Here is a 16,587-nt window from a genome sequence, read left to right as displayed (position 1 = left end):
ATAAGTTTACATTTGTAATTTTAAAATGTCAAGTATTTATTTTAAAAAATATTCTAGCTAAAATAGAAGGTCGAAGCTTCAGATGGAGACTCTACTCCACCTGAAGAAAATCCTAGCCCACACTTATAGTAGTGGATGTCTTATGAAAAAGATAAATTTAATGAATTTATTGCACTTTTAGCTGTACTTTTACTATGGAATCACACTTCTTGAAAAGCTTTCTATGAAAGTAGTTTGTATCTATTGCTTTAAATATTATGCTTCCGACACAGTTGGAAATACGAAAATATATAGGGTTAACAAAAAATTATTCTCAATAACAATTCTGAAAATGAACAGAAATTGAGTATTGGTAGCATGAAAAAACAAGGAATGCTGAGTTTTTCCATCATTCCCAAAATCCTAGAAAATATGAAACTGATATTCTTGACGATGAAAAACGCAAATAACTTCTACACCTTGCCTGTGAGTTAACAGGAATTAAAAACTATAATTCGATTTATGGGGAATTTAATAAATATATAACTGACAGAAACAGTCAAAAATATGGCGATACGACTTGGTATTACAAAACCAAAGATAAAGTTTTAACAATACAAGTTAAACGTTCTTCGCTCTACATAGGTAAGTATCAAATAAGTTCTATTCAAGTGAGGAATACAGCTTTTTTCAAAGAAATCATGAAAATTGTAACTAAAAATACCACACAAAAATATCTAATGAAAAATGTTCCTGTTTATCAAGATGTTTCACTCAAAGATATACAGAAAGAGCTTTTAGAAGGCAAGCAATCTATTTCAAGAATAGTAATTAAAGGTAATGTAACAAATACAAGAAAAGTAAGAGTTAAAGAATTACAAGAATTAACTTTAGACGACTCTAAATATTTACTATATGTAGAGGATTATCATTTTGCTAATATAAGTGATGGTAATGATACTATAGAAGTCCTATTACCAAAGTATATTGTAGACTTATCTCTTCACAATGATGGAAAAAAACAATGGCATATAACATATTATCCTTCTAGCGGTATTTATATTGTAGATTATGGTTTAGATATTCAGTAATATGTGAATTCCTATAGAAAACCACTACTATTTTTCTATTATAGAATTAAATCAAATGAAACTAGCTATACTTTAAACTAAACCATTCAATCTAATGGTATCTAATTCTTTAGCTGAAAATACACCTTCTTGAAATAATTTTAAATACTCTCCAGAGACAGAACTGTCAAAAATTAGAACATCATCTGAGTTTATAGTAACTTTAATACCATTATCAAATAGCTTTCTAATAGGGTGTTTCTTTATTGACTCTACTCTATTTAACATTACATTACTTGTAGGACAAATGTTTAGCCTAATATTATGATCTCTTAGCCAATTCATAACTTGAAGAGATTGACTCGCAGTTATACCATGTTGAATCTCATCTAGCTCTAATTCTGAAACAGCTCTTTTTACAGAATCAGCATTTCCCCATTCTCCTACATGGGCTTTCAGTATCAGTCCTTCCTCTTTTGCCTTACGATATATTTCTTTGAAATTTTCTATAGGTTGAGCAAATTCATCTCCATATAAATCAATGGAATAGAAACAATTATAATCCCAAAAAGGCTTAATCCACTCTTCTATATCTTTAATGTTACAGTGACGAGACAATCCCAACTGTAATCTTAAACCTATATTTGGTGCAATAGTATTTTTTATTGAATTAAAGGCTCCTATTAATTCTTCCACATTATTGTTATAAAAGTATGTATTTGCCCAAACATCTTCACCTATTTCCAAAATAGTAATCCCATCATATAAATCTTTCACTATGATCCATACTCATACCCCTCGTATCTTGTAATCATGATCTTCAATACTAATTCTACATTATTTGCTTTCTATTGTTTAACAGCTTATAATAATAAAATGGTTTTTCTTCACTTTCACCAGAATTCAATATCATCCTTTTGCCTATTTTTGTAAATCCACATTTTTCTACAACTCTTTGAGAAGAATAATTGTCTAACTCCACAATTGCTATTAAATAATCTATATCAAAAGTTTTAAATATCCATTTACTCATTGCTTGCACTGCTTCACTCACATATCCTTTTCCGCTCATTTTTTCTGTTATAAAATATGCAATCTCAATTTCATTATTTACTTCTTCTTTATTACCGACACCTACCATTCCAATTAACTTTCCACTTTCCTTTAATACTATTCCTAACATCATTCTTATATTTTCTCGGGTCGAGGTAATATATTTACTTCTAACCCATTCGATCCATTTTTCTCTAATCTCAAAAGGAACCTCCCAATCAGGCATCCATTTTAAAATATATGTCTCACTACATATTTCATGTAAATCAACTGTATCTTCCTTTGTAAATTCTCTCAATATCAGTCTTTCAGTTTGTATGTTAATACTCATATTCATCTCCTTATTTTTCATTTTATCGTCATCCTAATAAGATACTTTTCAAATATATTATAAACAGATGATTCGAAGCAATAAAAAATACTACTTAATGATGCTTGCATACAGTTCACCGCTACCTTATAATTTCTTTGTAAATATAATTTCTAATGCTTCATCTTCTATTATTAAGCTGCCAGAATCTTTATAACTTAGTTTCCTATAAAAATGTTGAGCCAGTTCATTGGATAATGACGAAGTCATAATAATATTATATCCATTAGCTTTCATTTCTTTTTCAAAAAATCTTACTAAATCTTTTCCAATGCCATTTCCTCTATACTTTTCATCTATCACCAACATATTTAAAAAGGGAATGCTATCCCAAAAATAATTATATCGTAACCAACCAATTATTTTGTCATCTTTCTTTGCAATTATAACTTCATTATCTCTTATTTTTTTATATAACATTTCATCTAATATATGAATATCATGTTTTCTAAGATATTCAAAAGAATAACTATCTGCATATTCAAACACATACATATAAAATCATCCTACCATTAGAACTATTTTTTACTTACATAAAAATCAAACTTCAACAAATCTATACCTTTTCCCATTATTAATATTCATTAATATTTTTTCAACTACTTCTTCTTTGTTTTTTCCATCAATATGTACATGCTCTACAAATCCATTGTTTGACAAGACTTCCAAACAGGGTTCTATTCTTTTAAATGTCCACCCACCAATTTAAATCCCTCTATAAAACTCAGAGATAAGCTAATCCCGATAAAGGTCTATATATAAGTTCCCATTTGTAGCTAATGCTGCAAAAGCCACTTCTTTTATATCTTTAATTCCTCTTTTCTTTAGTTCATCTTTAAGCCAGTGTTTAGTTAAGCTATTTAGCTTAAGGCTATTTTCTATTAACTTTCCATCTAGAATTATCTCCGTAGCAAGTCCTTCATAATCAGTCTGTATATTAAGATCACGTGGAGTCAATGGTCGGTTTTGAGATTTTAACTGAACACTTAACTCTCCATTAGGTTCAAATATTGCAAATTCAACATGGCTAATATCAAAAACTTTTTTCTCACGAAGTTGCTGAATTAGGTAATCATAAGAGTATTTCAACTTAGACATATTATTTTCTAAAATCTTGCCATTCTTAATTAGAATAGTTGGTTCTCCAGCCAAATGTTTACGTAATAATCTAGATTTTAAAGAAAGATAAGATACTAAATAAATAATTAATGTAATTACTATCATGGAAATAATAAAATTTATAATCCTTATCTTCAAATTAAATGCTAGATTACCAGCTACAGTTCCCAAGGTTGCAATAGCAAGATAATCAAAATGAGTTAACTTAGACAAACTTCTTTTAGTCAATATTTTTGTAGATATAAAAAGAAAAATGAGTGCCAAAACTGTACGTGGTACAATTATTAGAGGTTCAAGCAAATAACCTCCCCCGCTTTCCATTTATTTTAAAATAATCATTTTAATTATTATTATTTTAAAAAACAATATGTATTCAAAAATTAAATAAAAAGAAATTGCTTCATAGTTGTCCTCCTAAAAATATTCCGACTAAACACAATTCTACCATGTATTTATAATGCATTTTTAGGATGTAAAAGTATCTTTTTGTCTCAGCTTCAAAAATTTATCAAGTGTTATTTCCATAACTAAACAATCCCGCCATTCCCCATCAATTTCTACTTTATTCTCTATCCTATTTACTATTGTAAAACCAACTTTTTTATAACAACTAATTGCACCAATATTAAAATCATACACATTCAACCTAATAGTCTTTAGCCCTATTTCAAAAAAAGCTATATCCAGTAGTTGGTTTACAATTTTTACGCCAATCCCTTTACCTCTTGTACTTTTATCTCCTATTAAAAGTCTTCCTATAGCTCCAGTTTTATCTATAGTATTTATCCTTATGAGTTGAATATGTCCTATAACATTTTTTGTTTCCTTCTCAATTACTTTATACATTAAATTATTATTTTTCATTTCCATTTCTTCAATATCTTTTTTAAGCTGTTGCTTAATTAAAGAAAATTGATATGCTTGTCCTGCAAATTGAATTAAGAAATCCTTTGATGGAATCCATGATATTAATTTAGGTATATCCTTTTCTTCAAATTTTCTTAATAATACTTCCATAATTTTCATCTCCTTATATATTGTAATACTAAACAGAGATCTCTATAAATTATTTTTTAAATGCACATTTTCTCCCTGGTATTGGAAACTCATTTGAGCCTTTAATTTTTAATATAAATTGGTTATTGTCTTGAGGAATTATTTTTCTTTTGCATCCCATCTTAAATCAAATATACACATAAGATGCAACTTATCCCTGCTATCAAAAGGCTATTGACACTTCCTATAATGTTTGGGACTAGCTGTATCTCTAAGCTGGACAACTACTCTAATCTATTGTTACATAATTTTATTCAAGCTCCATATTATTCTTAACTCTAAGAATCAGCTTTTTCCTTATTTTATTATCATCCTTGACCGGTTTATATTTTGTATTAAAATACTCTATTATATCAATTACTTTTACACCAAGCTCATCAATAGATTTCCTCATTCCTTCTATTGTATATCCCATAGACTCTTTACTTCTTCCTTTACACACTCCTATAATAATGGCTTTTTTATTTGGAGATAGTCGACTTTTCCATATTCCATCTGTATAATCATTTAAGCAAAACATTCTATCTAGCAATACTTTCATTTGTGCTGTTACATTATAGTTATATGATGGTGAAGCTAATATATATCCATCAGCAGATTTCATTTCATTAATAATTTCTGTTAAACTATCTTCAATATTGCATACTCCTGTTTCTATACAATGTTCACATGCTGTACACATTGATATATTTTTGCTATTTAAATAGTGTTTTTTTACAGCTATATTCTTATTATTTAACCCTTCTATTACATAATCAGTTAACCGTTCTGTATTCTCTCCTTTTCTTGGACTACCAATGATTGCTATCCATTTTTTATCTATACCTATCACTCCTTTGGTTGTAGATATCACAGTCACCATAAAGACATCAGCCGCTATCATATACGAAATATATTTTATATTATATCATATTTTGGAATTATTTTACTCAAATTACCTTATATATTTTTCTGCATAAAAAATAATAGAATTGTCCCCTATTCTTATACCTTGCTTAACTGAGCAAATTGCATAATTACCTTCTCAAAAACTAACTACTACATATTACTTTGAAATTTTCAATTTACTATTTAAAAAGCTCCCTAAGAAACCAAGTATTTCTTAAGGAACTTATCCCTTACTTTTTTATGAGGTTTTTCAGTATAATTATTCTAACCACTTATACATTTCTAATTGACTGATTGGTTCACTAGTCATTTTATAGTGATTAGCAAATGTATGTATTTGAGAATTATTGGAATATGTAATACGTAATGCATCTGGTTTTAAATCTATAATGACTTTATTCAGCAATGCTTTTGCATAACCCTTATTTCGTTTTTCGGGATGCACCCATAAATAGAAAACACGGTTACTTGTGGCAGCAACACCTGCAACAATCTTTTCATTATCCTTTATACCATAGAAATGACATGGTACAAGCTTAAAATATGGAAATTCTCCCTGCCAAGGCAGATGGGAATAATCTATCTTTCTTAGTGCATGAATATCATCATAAGTCAACAGTTCTATTTTGTTTTGAAGAGAATTTTTATCCATTTTCAGCGGATTCTTACCTTCTAGCTCCCATGTCCTATAGGTTAAATCATATACCTTTTCATATCCCATCTTTTTATAGAATTTTATTGCACGATCATTGCCGTTAATAACTTCAAGAAATAATTGTCTACATCCAATTTCTATTGCAGCTTTTTCATGTAACTTCATCAATCTCTTTGCAAGACCCGTTCCTCTTTCCATAGGAATTACTGCCATCCCTCCGCATCTTAGAGTTTTAAAATTCTCACCAATTTTAATGCCTCCTAGAATCACACCTACAGCCTTATCTTCTCTAAAAGCAATGTAAGATAATTTTCTGTCATTACCTTCTGGTCCGAAGAACCTATCAATAAATGAAGCTTCATCCATTTTTACCTGAATCATGTAATCTGAAAACCCGTCTGTAAAAGCTTTAAATATTTGTGAATCTGATACCTCCGAGCATTTCATAATCCTATACATAACCACTATTCCCCTTTCAAATATTTCAGATGCATTTTTATTGTTTCATTAATCTGATTATCTGTTATGACCCTCCCCATAGCTCCTGACAAGACACCTACACCATTTATTGTACTCATAATCTGGTAAACTACTTCATCAATTAAGCAGTCCTTTCTAAAGACACCTTTATCAATACCTTGTCTAATTATATATTCAATATCTTTCTGATAAGCCTTAAATCGTCTATCCATGATTCTACTTAATTCAGGTATCCTTTCAGGCAATGACCAAAACTCCAGGGCAAGCCTTGACCATTTACGATTTTCTTCGTATTTAAATCTCTCGAGTCTTTCTCTCAGATAACAATCAAATATTTCTTCAGCGGACAAGGTTGTATCTATACTCTCCAAAATATTATGTCTTCTATTATCAAAGCGTTCTACAATTGATAGTAGAATGGCTGCTTTGCTTTCAAAATAAACATAAATACCACCCTTACTAACATTTGCCGCTTTCATGATATCCCGCATCCCCGTTGCAGAATATCCCTTCTCAGCAAACAATTCAAAAGCTATATTTAGAATATGTTCTTTTCTTTCACGTTTCTTTTCTTGAGTTATTTTGGGCATAAAACCTCCTAAATATTTTAAAAACCATTCGTGCTTTTATTTTATCATAATATATTATTCCATACAAGAAATATATTGCTATTTCTACTTTAATTGTTATGGCTTTTTACATATGATGTTTTTGAGCTTCTATTCTCTAGTACAAATAATTGTTTAAAAACCTTAAATCCTCTAGCAAAAATGTCTATAATATGCAATTCTAATGAAGATATTCACTCAATTGGTTCTGAATTAGTTTTCAGGGCTCAGCCTGAAATTAATATTATTGATTAAATTTATTTTAAGATGTGTCTACTTATTTAGGAAGTATAGGTCTAATGCAGAAGTGAAAACCGAGGGCCTTAAAGAAAGTTACATCTTTCTGAGAGAATAGGCTCATCTTTATTTTTGTCCCATTATCTCCCTATCGAAAATTTTTTTGTGCTTTTCTAAAGCGTTAAACTCCAAAGGCTTTGGGACTGATCTCCAAGAAAAGGATATTATATTGTGATTTTTTTGAATTAGATTAATTTGTGGTCTAACATTTCTATCTTCCTTTTCGTTTCTACAATTTTATTCTAACATTTAAATCAGGCTGCCTCACATTTCGAGACAGCCCACTTGCTATGTATTAATGAATTCATTAATTAATTTACTTTACATATTCACCCATTCTTGTCCTACTTTTACACCGTTTACATAAAATTTAACCAGTGCATGATCTGAACCATTGGGTGGAATATCTACAACTTCTAAATCCATAGAATTTTTTTCTTTGTAATTTTTAAAAATTATATAATCATCTGCCTGATCATAATAATATATGTCAATCATTAAGTCAGCTTCAGGCATAGACGCTATATATGCCTCTACATTTCCATCAACTAGTTTAGCATAGTATCCAAAATTTTCTTCTGCTTGTGCATTTATTGGTAGAAAGGCACAAACACATAATAAACATAAGCACAAGTTAATTACTAAACCTTTTTTCAACATGCTTTCACCTCCCCTCTACTAAATATCATCTTTCGTACGTACAACCACAATATAACATACATTTTTTAATTTTTTTGTAAAAATATGTTGTAATAGTTATTTTTTGAAAAAAATAATTATTTCTTAATTGTTATTTAATATTCTATTAATAATATTTATATATAGTTTATTTTTACTGATTGTATTATAAATTAAAAATATACATCTATATAATTAATCTATATCTAATTTGCTTGACACAGAGGATACTATTATGAATTCTTGTTGAAGTATCGACGTCTTTATTGCTAATATCAAGTTAAATATTCTCCAAAACATATATAAATTTAACACTAATCCTATCCCAAGTTTTGAAATGACTATTTAGTCAGTTATTCCTAAAAGTGTTTCCATTTCACATGTATGCTTCAACATATAAAACTATTGAAATTAGACCTTCTAAGATTGAATTTGCATATGTCGAACATCCATTTAATATTTTTCTAAGGATCGCTTTCTAGAATCCTATAGATTTCATTAATATTTCTAGTTTGTACTTCATTTAAATTTTCACTGTTATTCAGTTTATAATTAAAATCTTCTATCCAAATATCAGCAACTTTTTTTCTCTTAAATCCTCAACCTTTTCAATCTCAAGCTTAAATCTGTAAGCAAAATCCTTAATTGTATCTGATTCTCTTCTAAAAGTACTTGAATAAATTTTGTGAATTCCTTTATGCAAAAAACCTTTTAACTCTTCCTTTGTTGCTCAACTGTATTCAGTACGCTCCTCTGATAGAACAATCTCATCACTTTCCCTTGTACATAAGCATGTAATAATTACTCCTTGTCTTGATGGAGTTGTATTTTAAATATTACTAAAATATTTAAAATTAGGTATAGAAATATTATAAAAATTAAATTATAATTTATATACTTATATTTCTCAACAATCAATTAAATCTAAAATAAAGTTTTAACTGTTAATTTTATCATCAAATTATATTCAAGAGGAGGTTTTTACATGTTAATAAGGGGCTGGATTTTATACAGACAGTTTAAAGCTAGGGTTAAGCAAGATAGCTATGAAAACAAAAGGTTTTTGGAAGAAGCATTGAAAAACAACATTGATTTAAAAATTATATATCCAGAGCAATTAGATTTAATTGTAACAAAGGACGGTAAAAAATCAATATTTTTTGATAGTAAACCTATAGAATTGCCACATTTTGTATTGCCAAGAATGGGTTCACATACCACTTACTTTTCACTAGCGGTCTTAAGACATTTAGAAAAGCTAGGAGTATATATAGTCAATACTCCCAACAGTATAGATATAGTTAAGGATAAGCTATATTCACAACAAATACTTGCTACTAATAATTTTCCTGTACCTAAAACTATGTTAGTAAAATTTCCTGTAAACATAGATTTGGTAGAAGAAAATCTGGGGTTTCCTGTAGTAGTTAAAACAATTCACGGTTCTCAGGGAAGTGGAGTGTTTTTATCAGAGAACAGAAATAGTTTTAAGGATTTAATGCAATTGATAAATAGTACAAATACTAATATGAACATAATCCTGCAGGAATTCATCAAAAATAGCTCTGGTAGAGATTTGAGAGTATTTGTTGTAGGAGGTAGAGCAATTGGTTGTATAGAAAGAAGCTCAGCCGACCAAAATTTTAAAGCCAATTTTTCTCAAGGGGGTAAGGTAAAATCCTATGAGCTTAATCCTGAAATCGAATGGCTAGCAACTGAAAGTGCTAAAGTGCTTGGCCTAGATATTGCTGGAATAGACCTATTATTTGATAACGAGCATTTCAAAATATGTGAAGCCAATTCAGCTCCCGGCTTTCAAGGCTTCGAATCGGCAACTGGTATGAATATTCCCTTAGAAATATTTAATTACATTAAAATTAGACATAACTTTATTTAGGTTTTAAAAATTTTTTGCCATAAAAATTTGAAATTCATTAAGATTATTTATATATAAAAAGAGCCAATTATCAAACTCATAACTTGAGTTAGTAATTAGCTCTTTTTATTATGCCTATTTTGTATATAATAAATAATAATAATTTTAGTGCTAAATATATAATTATTGTAGATATTATGTAGTTCCCAAAAGCAAAGCTTATATGTTTTATATTCCTTAGAAAAAATAATTCTATACTATTTTGAGGAGGATTTTTTCCGATATAACTTATAAATTTAACGGGAAATCCTAATGAATGCCTAGTTGGAGTTTCTGCTGTATAACTTTGAATAAATATCATCCAAAAGCATATTATTAAGCTGGCTATAAAAAGTCTTTGTTTTCTTTTCATTTTTCTCGCCTAAAAACATACATATTGACTTTCTTATTCATTTATTGTCTTTACTTAAATTCTTCAATTATATTAAAATAATATTCATCTATATCCTCTTTATCTTGATCCAGCAGTATTAATTTGTATATCTTTTTCAAATCCATTTTATCAGTCAATTTATAAGTTTTCCCGTTTATACTTATATAATCACTATTGTATATAACTATTATCAAATATTTTCCTTCCTTTGACTGTATCCTTATCAAATACCATCCCGGAGTTTGTATGTAGTAAGAATTTGGAGGTATCATAACTCTTCGTACTTTTAAATTCTCTATATATGAATATAATTCATTTACTAGATTAGTATCATCCATTTTAAAATCTTTACTTAAAAAAGAAGAAAAATTCACCTTTAAATCTACTGTCTCTGGAGTAAAAATTCCTGTATAAGATGCTATGATTTTACTAATAGGAAATGGATAATAATAAGTAATTAGCAAAATTATAATTAGTACTATAAATATATATTTTACATACTTATTTAGCATCTATTTCCCCCTCGACTATAAGTCAATTAAGATCATCATAGAACATTTTGTTATATTATAACATATTAGGATATTATTTTCTAATCTTCTAATTCAACATATATTCTTTTATTATTCTTTCCTTTGCTTTTATAATCTACAATCTTTATCCTTCCAACCTCATTGGTATTTTTAACATGGGTTCCTCCATCGGCTTGAAGGTCCAATCCTTCTATTTCAACTGTTCTAACTTCCTTAATTCCTTCTGGCAAAAGATTTATTTTAGTTCTTATTAAATCTGGTATTTGAAATGCCTCTTCCCTTTTAAGTATTTTCACTTTTATATTTCTTTTACTTTCTACTTCTTTATTTACCTTTTCTTCTATATCTTGAATTAAATTCTTATCAAAATTCTCAAATTCAAAATCCATTCTTCCTTTAAGGGGTTCCATATTCCCTCCTGTTACCTGGGCTTTGTAATCTCTCCATACAACTCCACATAAAATATGCATAGCAGTATGGGTTCTCATGAGCTTATACCTATGTTCCCAGTCAATCTTACCTTTAGAGCTTTTATTTACTTTAGGCAATGGTCCATCAATATAATGATAGATTTTTGCTCCTTTTTTCTTTACTTTTTTAACTGGATATATTTCGTCTTCTACTACAAGATCGCCTTTGTCACAGGGCTGTCCTCCTCCACCGGGATAAAATGCTGTTCTATCCAGAACTACTGCATTTTCCTCAGCATCAATTTCAACAATAGCACAGTCAAACTCCTTTAAATAGCTGTCACTTTGAAAAATTAGTTCACTCATTATAATTCCTCCTTTATATTATTTAAATTTATGGAATTCTTCTTCACTAAATCCAAAATATTCTTTTCTAATATTATCTAGATAACTTTCAAACTCTTTCCTTTCATCCTCTTTCAGTTTTTCAGAATAAAGATTTACCATTAAATCATGGGCAATATAATCCTCGCTTATCTCTACAAAGCCTTTATCCTTTGTCCATGTTACTTGACTTTCTTCTCCCCTTGATATGACTCCCGACACAACATGAATACCATCAATTATAATCAGCATATATCTTTCACTTTTTTCTGATAAATACCTTTCTATCCTTCTGTGGGTAATTATTTCCTTAAAGGGATTATTTTTTCCAAAGTATATCCCCCTTAACATAATCCCTCTATTTATCGCTTCATTTAATCCCTTAGAAATATCATTTATCTCCTCTTCCCATATAGAAACTGCTATTCTTTTTTTTGCCTCACTAATTAAAGTATTTATAAAATCTATAATATTATTTCTTCCCTTAATAACAATCAAATCATTTTCTTTTTCTTGTTTTGAATAAACTTTCTTAGTATACTCCTCCACATGACTCAATATATTATCAAAATTATTTTTTATTTTGCTAATCAACAATTCAGGATCTAAAGGATAATAAATGGTAGTATTATCTTCAATTTGTTCAAATACTATCTGCTTTTTCTTCAAGTTATCTAGCACCTCATAGATTCTTGACCTTGGGATGCCTGAATTTTTACTTAAAACATAGCCATTCACAGGATACTCTTCTAGGAGCTTTAAATATGCTTTCACTTCATATTCATTTAGTCCTAATTTTTTCATATCTTCAATAATCAATAAATTACTGCTCATGTATTTTCACCTCTGATTATAGAATTCCCATAACACTTTTCTTAAAAATATTTTCTTTTAATTTCACATTGCATTCCATGCCATACTGTCCATTTTATCTCCTCTTGCAATTGTAATTAAAAAACAAATCCATTTTTTACTAAAATCATTGTAAAGGTTACTAATATTGATCCCAATACAGGTATTATTATTCCACCCTTATACAAAGCATAAGCAAAAGAAAATCCTATTCCTAATAATGAAACCAAAGGCATCTCTGGTATAGCAGAAAAGACTCCTGGAATAATAAGTGCTCCTAAAGCAGTATAAGGTATAAAGCTTAAAAACCTTTCCAATTTCTCAGGTAATTTTTTCCCCGATACCATAACTAAAGGAAGTAATCTTGGTATATAAGTTACAAACATCATTCCTAGAATTAATAATATTTGATTATTCATATTCTGCCACTTCTCCTTCTTTAAATAAATATAAACCTAAAAACGATACTAAAACAATTGATACAACAATACTCCAACCTTGAGGTAAGGTTAAAAAATACTTGCATAAAGTGTTTATGATACCTGATAGACCTGCTAATATTGCAGCTTTAGTAGATTTTTTTATCTCCGGTATTAAAATAGCAGCAAACATAGCGTACAATGCTACGCCCATACTACTTTTAACAGAAGTCGATAGTATTCCTCCCACAAAATATCCTAGTGCCGTTCCAGATACCCAAGCAAAATATGTCATAAATTCAAGGGAAACCATATATTCCTTAGTTAACATTCCTTTCTTAAATGATACTACAGAAAAAACTTCATCTGTTATACCAAATGCAATAAAAGGACTCCACCTCTTCATATCATCTGTCATCCTTGTTGCAATAGATGCACTCATTAAAAAATGCCTAAAATTCACCAGCAGTGTAGTTAGAATAATCTCTCCTATTCCTGCCCCTACCATTAATAAATTCAAAGCTATAAACTGACTTGCTCCTGCAAATACAAGAACAGAAAATAATACACTATGGATCATTGTAATGCCAGTGGTTTTGGATAATATTCCAAATGCCATTGCTATTGGTATAAAACCAATTACTATTGGCAAACTATCAATAACTCCATCCTTAAAGCTATATTTAACTTTACAATCCTTTACCATAATTAAACCTCCCTATATTAGTAAATCCCCTTATATTTTTAGTAACTACTATAATAACTACCGATATTAGTAGTTATTATAGTAGTTACTATCCTAATTGTCAATATATATTTTATTGTTTACTTGGTAGTACGATATTAAAAGCCTATAAAAAATCTAGAACATTTTAAATTAAAAACTTACAGCTTAATATCATAAACCTATTTCTATACAAAAAAACAGCATATTAAAATTTATACTGTTATAATAATTATATTTTTGTTTAGCTGGTAATCACTTCTTGTATATTTATTAGACATATTTTATCTAATTATCTAGATTTTTTCTGCTATATAAGTATAGTTTTCTTCATATTTATATTTTCTTAAAATCACATAATTATAGACCTCATCTATCTCAAAAATATGAAAAAAGCTGTCTCGCTTTTGAGACAGCTCATCATATAGTTGCTTTTCTAAGTTAAATCTCTACTACTTGCTTTCAATTTGTATAACTTATCAGGATTTTATCACTAATATAGGCTGTTCCTTTTTTATGATAACTTAATAATAAGGTTTTATAGTTTAATGAAAAATACTAAAATATGACTTTTCATTTATTCATAATCATGGAGTTTGTAATGTCCCATCACGCAACCGCGTCTGTGTCCATGTTGTAACAACATTTTCACAAGGATATTTTTCTGCTTCCTTTTCGTTAATCTCAACACCAAGTCCTGGTTTATCATTAGCATACACATATCCATCCTTATATTCTGGTAATCCTGGAAATACATCAATAAGGGCTTCCCTTGGCCCCTTAAGGTCCTGTATAACAAAATTAGGTGGCTCTGTACCAGACCATTCTTGAATGCCAAGATTATGAGCAGCCAAATCAATATGGATATTGGCAGCATGTGCCACTGGCGACATATCTCCAGGTCCATGCCAGGCTGTCTTTACTCCAAATTGTTCTGCAAATATCTGCAACTTATGGGCAGGTGTAATGCCTCCTATCTGACTAATGTGAACTCTAATAAAATCAATTAACTGTTCCGTAATCAAAAATCTCCATTCATATGGATTATTGAATAATTCTCCTTGTGCTAAAGGAATAGATGTTTTTGCTCTTAGTTGCCTAAGCCACTCCCCTTGATTCAATGGAATGGCATCTTCTAAGAAAAAAAGTTTAAAGGGTTCTAATTCCTGAGCAAATTGAATTGCTTCTACTGGTTGAATTCGCTCATGAACATCATGACATAAACCTATATCATAACCAACTCTATTACGAATTTCTTCAAACAATTCCACCGTATCCCTCATATATTTATTAGAGTCCAAATAAACACCCTTAGGCGATCCAATTGGTGCTGTACTTGGTGCATTTCCATAAGTACCACCATATCCTCCACATTGGCACCGAACAGTTGTAATACCTTGTTCTTTGTACTTTAAAATATTATCACATATTTCATTAACATCTCTACCGTCGACATGACGATAAATAGGAACACCTTCTCGACATTTACCTCCCAAAAGATCATATACAGGCATATTTGCCAACTTTCCTTTTATATCCCATAGAGCCATATCGATACCAGAAATTGCATTATTTTCAATTGGACCGTTGCGCCAGTAACCATTGTGGTGCATCAAGTGCCATATCTGTTCAATTTTCGATACATCCTGCCCCACCACTAGTGGTTTAATATATTCATCTATTAAGCATTTCACTGCCAAATGTCTATAAGCAAAAGTAGCGCATCCTAGCCCGTATAGTCCAGGTTCAGTTGTCTCTACTTTTACCACAACTAGATTTATCCCTTCTGGGGCAGTAAGAATGACTTTCACATCTCTAATTTTTATTGTCATAGCTTATCTCCTTACTTATTCTGTCAAGCTGGAAAAGGAGTTTGATCTTAGAGTTTAGAAAGAATCTCTTGTTCCTCTTTATCTACGTTATTTTCATAGTAAATATCATCAATGGCTTTTTGTAAATGTGCTCTCATAATTCGCTTGGCTAAAGAAGCATCTTTTGCCTCAATGGCTTTTAGTAAAAGTGTGTGATAATAAATTCCATCCTTATAGCCAAATGCTTCATTAAAATCTTTAAAATTATTTTCCTTTTGGGCAAACACATCTTTTAAAGCGTTCTCTAAAAGTGGATTGCCCGTTGCATGTACAATTTCCATATGAAATAACATATCATATCGAACAAATTCCTTTGGGTTTCCAACAGACTTTTTCATCTGTTGAAGATATGAATGCAACTTTTCAATATTTTCATCTGTTGCTCTTTGAGTCGCATAATAACAGCTATCGGTTTCTAGTATCAATCGAAACTCAAGTAATGAATTCATATCTAAATAGTCATATTTTTTAACTTTTTTGGCTCCTATTTTCAGCTTAGTTAAGTCATTAGAACGTAAAAAAGTACCTTTTCCATGAATACTTTCCATCATCCCAACACCCACAAATTGCTGTATGGCAGCTCTTAAACTTGTTCTACTAACCCCAAGCTCCTTTGTCAATACATTTTCAGATGCAATTTTCTCTCCAACTTTCCAACTTCCCTCTTCAATTTGTTCAATAAAATAATCTACTACCTGTTGCGTAATACTGCGCTTAGTTATCATATGACTTCCCTTTCTTCTGGTTCAAAGAAATTATCCTTCTTTGAACCAATTATTTGATATATGTAATTTATACTAATTAATTATACTTGTAACTCGTCATACAAGAT

Annotated in this window: 20 protein-coding genes; 2 read left to right on the top strand and 18 right to left on the bottom strand. The window is 29.6% G+C overall.

The genetic code is table 11. The features are described 5' to 3' along the window. Positions 1-680 precede the first annotated feature (680 nt). A complete protein-coding gene (locus tag B5X81_RS09965) occupies positions 681-1,070 on the top strand; it encodes a hypothetical protein (RefSeq protein ID WP_079491385.1) in 390 nt (129 codons plus the stop codon). 72 nt (positions 1,071-1,142) lie between these two features. Here B5X81_RS09965 and B5X81_RS09960 read toward each other — a convergent pair whose 3' ends face one another. The 11 genes from B5X81_RS09960 to B5X81_RS28725 all read right to left on the bottom strand — a co-directional run bounded on the left by B5X81_RS09960 (position 1,143) and on the right by B5X81_RS28725 (position 8,956). Next, complete coding sequence (locus tag B5X81_RS09960; RefSeq protein WP_244282051.1) at positions 1,143-1,826, bottom strand: amidohydrolase family protein; 684 nt, start codon at positions 1,824-1,826, stop codon at positions 1,143-1,145. Between the two features lie 55 nt (positions 1,827-1,881). Further along, entirely contained in the window at positions 1,882-2,454 is a 573-nt protein-coding gene (locus B5X81_RS09955) for a GNAT family N-acetyltransferase (RefSeq protein ID WP_244282050.1), read from the bottom strand. Positions 2,455-2,559: 105 nt separating this feature from the next. After that, positions 2,560-2,967 (bottom strand): GNAT family N-acetyltransferase, encoded by a 408-nt coding sequence (locus tag B5X81_RS09950; RefSeq protein ID WP_079491382.1) that lies wholly within the window; start codon positions 2,965-2,967, stop codon positions 2,560-2,562. 45 nt (positions 2,968-3,012) lie between these two features. Then, positions 3,013-3,141: a hypothetical protein gene (locus tag B5X81_RS28400; RefSeq protein ID WP_280175261.1), complete on the bottom strand. Its 129-nt coding sequence runs from the start codon at positions 3,139-3,141 to the stop codon at positions 3,013-3,015. A 66-nt stretch (positions 3,142-3,207) separates the two neighbouring features. Beyond that, the gene (locus tag B5X81_RS09945) at positions 3,208-3,891 is read right to left on the bottom strand and encodes a DUF421 domain-containing protein (RefSeq protein WP_170917356.1); all 684 of its coding nucleotides are present in this window, start codon (positions 3,889-3,891) and stop codon (positions 3,208-3,210) included. 165 nt (positions 3,892-4,056) lie between these two features. Then, a complete protein-coding gene (locus tag B5X81_RS09940) occupies positions 4,057-4,608 on the bottom strand; it encodes a GNAT family N-acetyltransferase (protein ID WP_170917355.1) in 552 nt (183 codons plus the stop codon). Between the two features lie 289 nt (positions 4,609-4,897). Beyond that, the gene (locus B5X81_RS09935; protein ID WP_244282049.1) at positions 4,898-5,509 is read right to left on the bottom strand and encodes a flavodoxin family protein; all 612 of its coding nucleotides are present in this window, start codon (positions 5,507-5,509) and stop codon (positions 4,898-4,900) included. A 285-nt stretch (positions 5,510-5,794) separates the two neighbouring features. Further along, entirely contained in the window at positions 5,795-6,649 is an 855-nt protein-coding gene (locus tag B5X81_RS09930) for a GNAT family N-acetyltransferase (protein WP_079491377.1), read from the bottom strand. Between the two features lie 5 nt (positions 6,650-6,654). Beyond that, on the bottom strand, positions 6,655-7,260 hold the full coding sequence (locus B5X81_RS09925) for a TetR/AcrR family transcriptional regulator (RefSeq protein ID WP_079491375.1): 606 nt from the start codon (positions 7,258-7,260) through the stop codon (positions 6,655-6,657). A 636-nt stretch (positions 7,261-7,896) separates the two neighbouring features. Then, entirely contained in the window at positions 7,897-8,235 is a 339-nt protein-coding gene (locus tag B5X81_RS09920) for a hypothetical protein (RefSeq protein WP_079491373.1), read from the bottom strand. A gap of 580 nt (positions 8,236-8,815) precedes the next feature. Beyond that, positions 8,816-8,956, bottom strand: coding sequence for a histidine phosphatase family protein (locus B5X81_RS28725; RefSeq protein ID WP_139380292.1), 141 nt, complete (start codon positions 8,954-8,956; stop codon positions 8,816-8,818). Between the two features lie 282 nt (positions 8,957-9,238). Between B5X81_RS28725 and B5X81_RS09915 the strand changes: the two genes are divergently transcribed. Next, on the top strand, positions 9,239-10,150 hold the full coding sequence (locus B5X81_RS09915) for an ATP-grasp domain-containing protein (RefSeq protein ID WP_208985030.1): 912 nt from the start codon (positions 9,239-9,241) through the stop codon (positions 10,148-10,150). A 441-nt stretch (positions 10,151-10,591) separates the two neighbouring features. Here B5X81_RS09915 and B5X81_RS09905 read toward each other — a convergent pair whose 3' ends face one another. The 7 genes from B5X81_RS09905 to B5X81_RS09875 all read right to left on the bottom strand — a co-directional run bounded on the left by B5X81_RS09905 (position 10,592) and on the right by B5X81_RS09875 (position 16,480). Then, complete coding sequence (locus B5X81_RS09905) at positions 10,592-11,074, bottom strand: hypothetical protein (protein WP_079491369.1); 483 nt, start codon at positions 11,072-11,074, stop codon at positions 10,592-10,594. 80 nt (positions 11,075-11,154) lie between these two features. Next, a complete protein-coding gene (locus B5X81_RS09900; protein WP_079491367.1) occupies positions 11,155-11,871 on the bottom strand; it encodes an alanyl-tRNA editing protein in 717 nt (238 codons plus the stop codon). 18 nt (positions 11,872-11,889) lie between these two features. Continuing rightward, positions 11,890-12,723 carry a TrmB family transcriptional regulator gene (locus tag B5X81_RS09895; protein ID WP_079491365.1) on the bottom strand — a complete coding sequence of 278 codons (834 nt, stop codon included), beginning with the start codon at positions 12,721-12,723 and terminating at the stop codon, positions 11,890-11,892. 116 nt (positions 12,724-12,839) lie between these two features. Continuing rightward, entirely contained in the window at positions 12,840-13,160 is a 321-nt protein-coding gene (locus B5X81_RS09890) for an AzlD domain-containing protein (RefSeq protein ID WP_079491363.1), read from the bottom strand. Then, positions 13,153-13,866, bottom strand: coding sequence for an AzlC family ABC transporter permease (locus B5X81_RS09885; protein WP_079491361.1), 714 nt, complete (start codon positions 13,864-13,866; stop codon positions 13,153-13,155). Before B5X81_RS09885 ends, B5X81_RS09890 begins: the two co-directional genes overlap by 8 nt. 605 nt (positions 13,867-14,471) lie before the next feature. Beyond that, positions 14,472-15,716: an enolase C-terminal domain-like protein gene (locus B5X81_RS09880; RefSeq protein WP_079491359.1), complete on the bottom strand. Its 1,245-nt coding sequence runs from the start codon at positions 15,714-15,716 to the stop codon at positions 14,472-14,474. Positions 15,717-15,763: 47 nt separating this feature from the next. Further along, positions 15,764-16,480, bottom strand: a complete 717-nt coding sequence (locus B5X81_RS09875; RefSeq protein WP_079491357.1) for a FadR/GntR family transcriptional regulator — start codon at positions 16,478-16,480, stop codon at positions 15,764-15,766. Positions 16,481-16,587: the final 107 nt, after the last annotated feature.

Origin of the sequence: Maledivibacter halophilus (assembly GCF_900167445.1) — a bacterium.
Taxonomy (GTDB): domain Bacteria; phylum Bacillota; class Clostridia; order Peptostreptococcales; family Caminicellaceae; genus Maledivibacter; species Maledivibacter halophilus.
This window is presented reverse-complemented; position numbering and strand designations above follow the sequence as displayed.

Coding starts and splice junctions, on each gene's coding strand:
- B5X81_RS09955 (WP_244282050.1), bottom strand. CDS start 2,454: ATGAAAAATAAGGAGATGAATATGAGTATTAACATACAAACTGAAAGA.
- B5X81_RS09925 (WP_079491375.1), bottom strand. CDS start 7,260: ATGCCCAAAATAACTCAAGAAAAGAAACGTGAAAGAAAAGAACATATT.
- B5X81_RS09915 (WP_208985030.1), top strand. CDS start 9,239: ATGTTAATAAGGGGCTGGATTTTATACAGACAGTTTAAAGCTAGGGTT.
- B5X81_RS09885 (WP_079491361.1), bottom strand. CDS start 13,866: ATGGTAAAGGATTGTAAAGTTAAATATAGCTTTAAGGATGGAGTTATT.
- B5X81_RS09895 (WP_079491365.1), bottom strand. CDS start 12,723: ATGAGCAGTAATTTATTGATTATTGAAGATATGAAAAAATTAGGACTA.
- B5X81_RS09940 (WP_170917355.1), bottom strand. CDS start 4,608: ATGGAAGTATTATTAAGAAAATTTGAAGAAAAGGATATACCTAAATTA.
- B5X81_RS09880 (WP_079491359.1), bottom strand. CDS start 15,716: ATGACAATAAAAATTAGAGATGTGAAAGTCATTCTTACTGCCCCAGAA.
- B5X81_RS09920 (WP_079491373.1), bottom strand. CDS start 8,235: ATGTTGAAAAAAGGTTTAGTAATTAACTTGTGCTTATGTTTATTATGT.
- B5X81_RS09900 (WP_079491367.1), bottom strand. CDS start 11,871: ATGAGTGAACTAATTTTTCAAAGTGACAGCTATTTAAAGGAGTTTGAC.
- B5X81_RS09935 (WP_244282049.1), bottom strand. CDS start 5,509: ATGGTGACTGTGATATCTACAACCAAAGGAGTGATAGGTATAGATAAA.
- B5X81_RS09965 (WP_079491385.1), top strand. CDS start 681: ATGAAAATTGTAACTAAAAATACCACACAAAAATATCTAATGAAAAAT.
- B5X81_RS09905 (WP_079491369.1), bottom strand. CDS start 11,074: ATGCTAAATAAGTATGTAAAATATATATTTATAGTACTAATTATAATT.
- B5X81_RS09930 (WP_079491377.1), bottom strand. CDS start 6,649: ATGTATAGGATTATGAAATGCTCGGAGGTATCAGATTCACAAATATTT.
- B5X81_RS09875 (WP_079491357.1), bottom strand. CDS start 16,480: ATGATAACTAAGCGCAGTATTACGCAACAGGTAGTAGATTATTTTATT.
- B5X81_RS09950 (WP_079491382.1), bottom strand. CDS start 2,967: ATGTATGTGTTTGAATATGCAGATAGTTATTCTTTTGAATATCTTAGA.
- B5X81_RS09890 (WP_079491363.1), bottom strand. CDS start 13,160: ATGAATAATCAAATATTATTAATTCTAGGAATGATGTTTGTAACTTAT.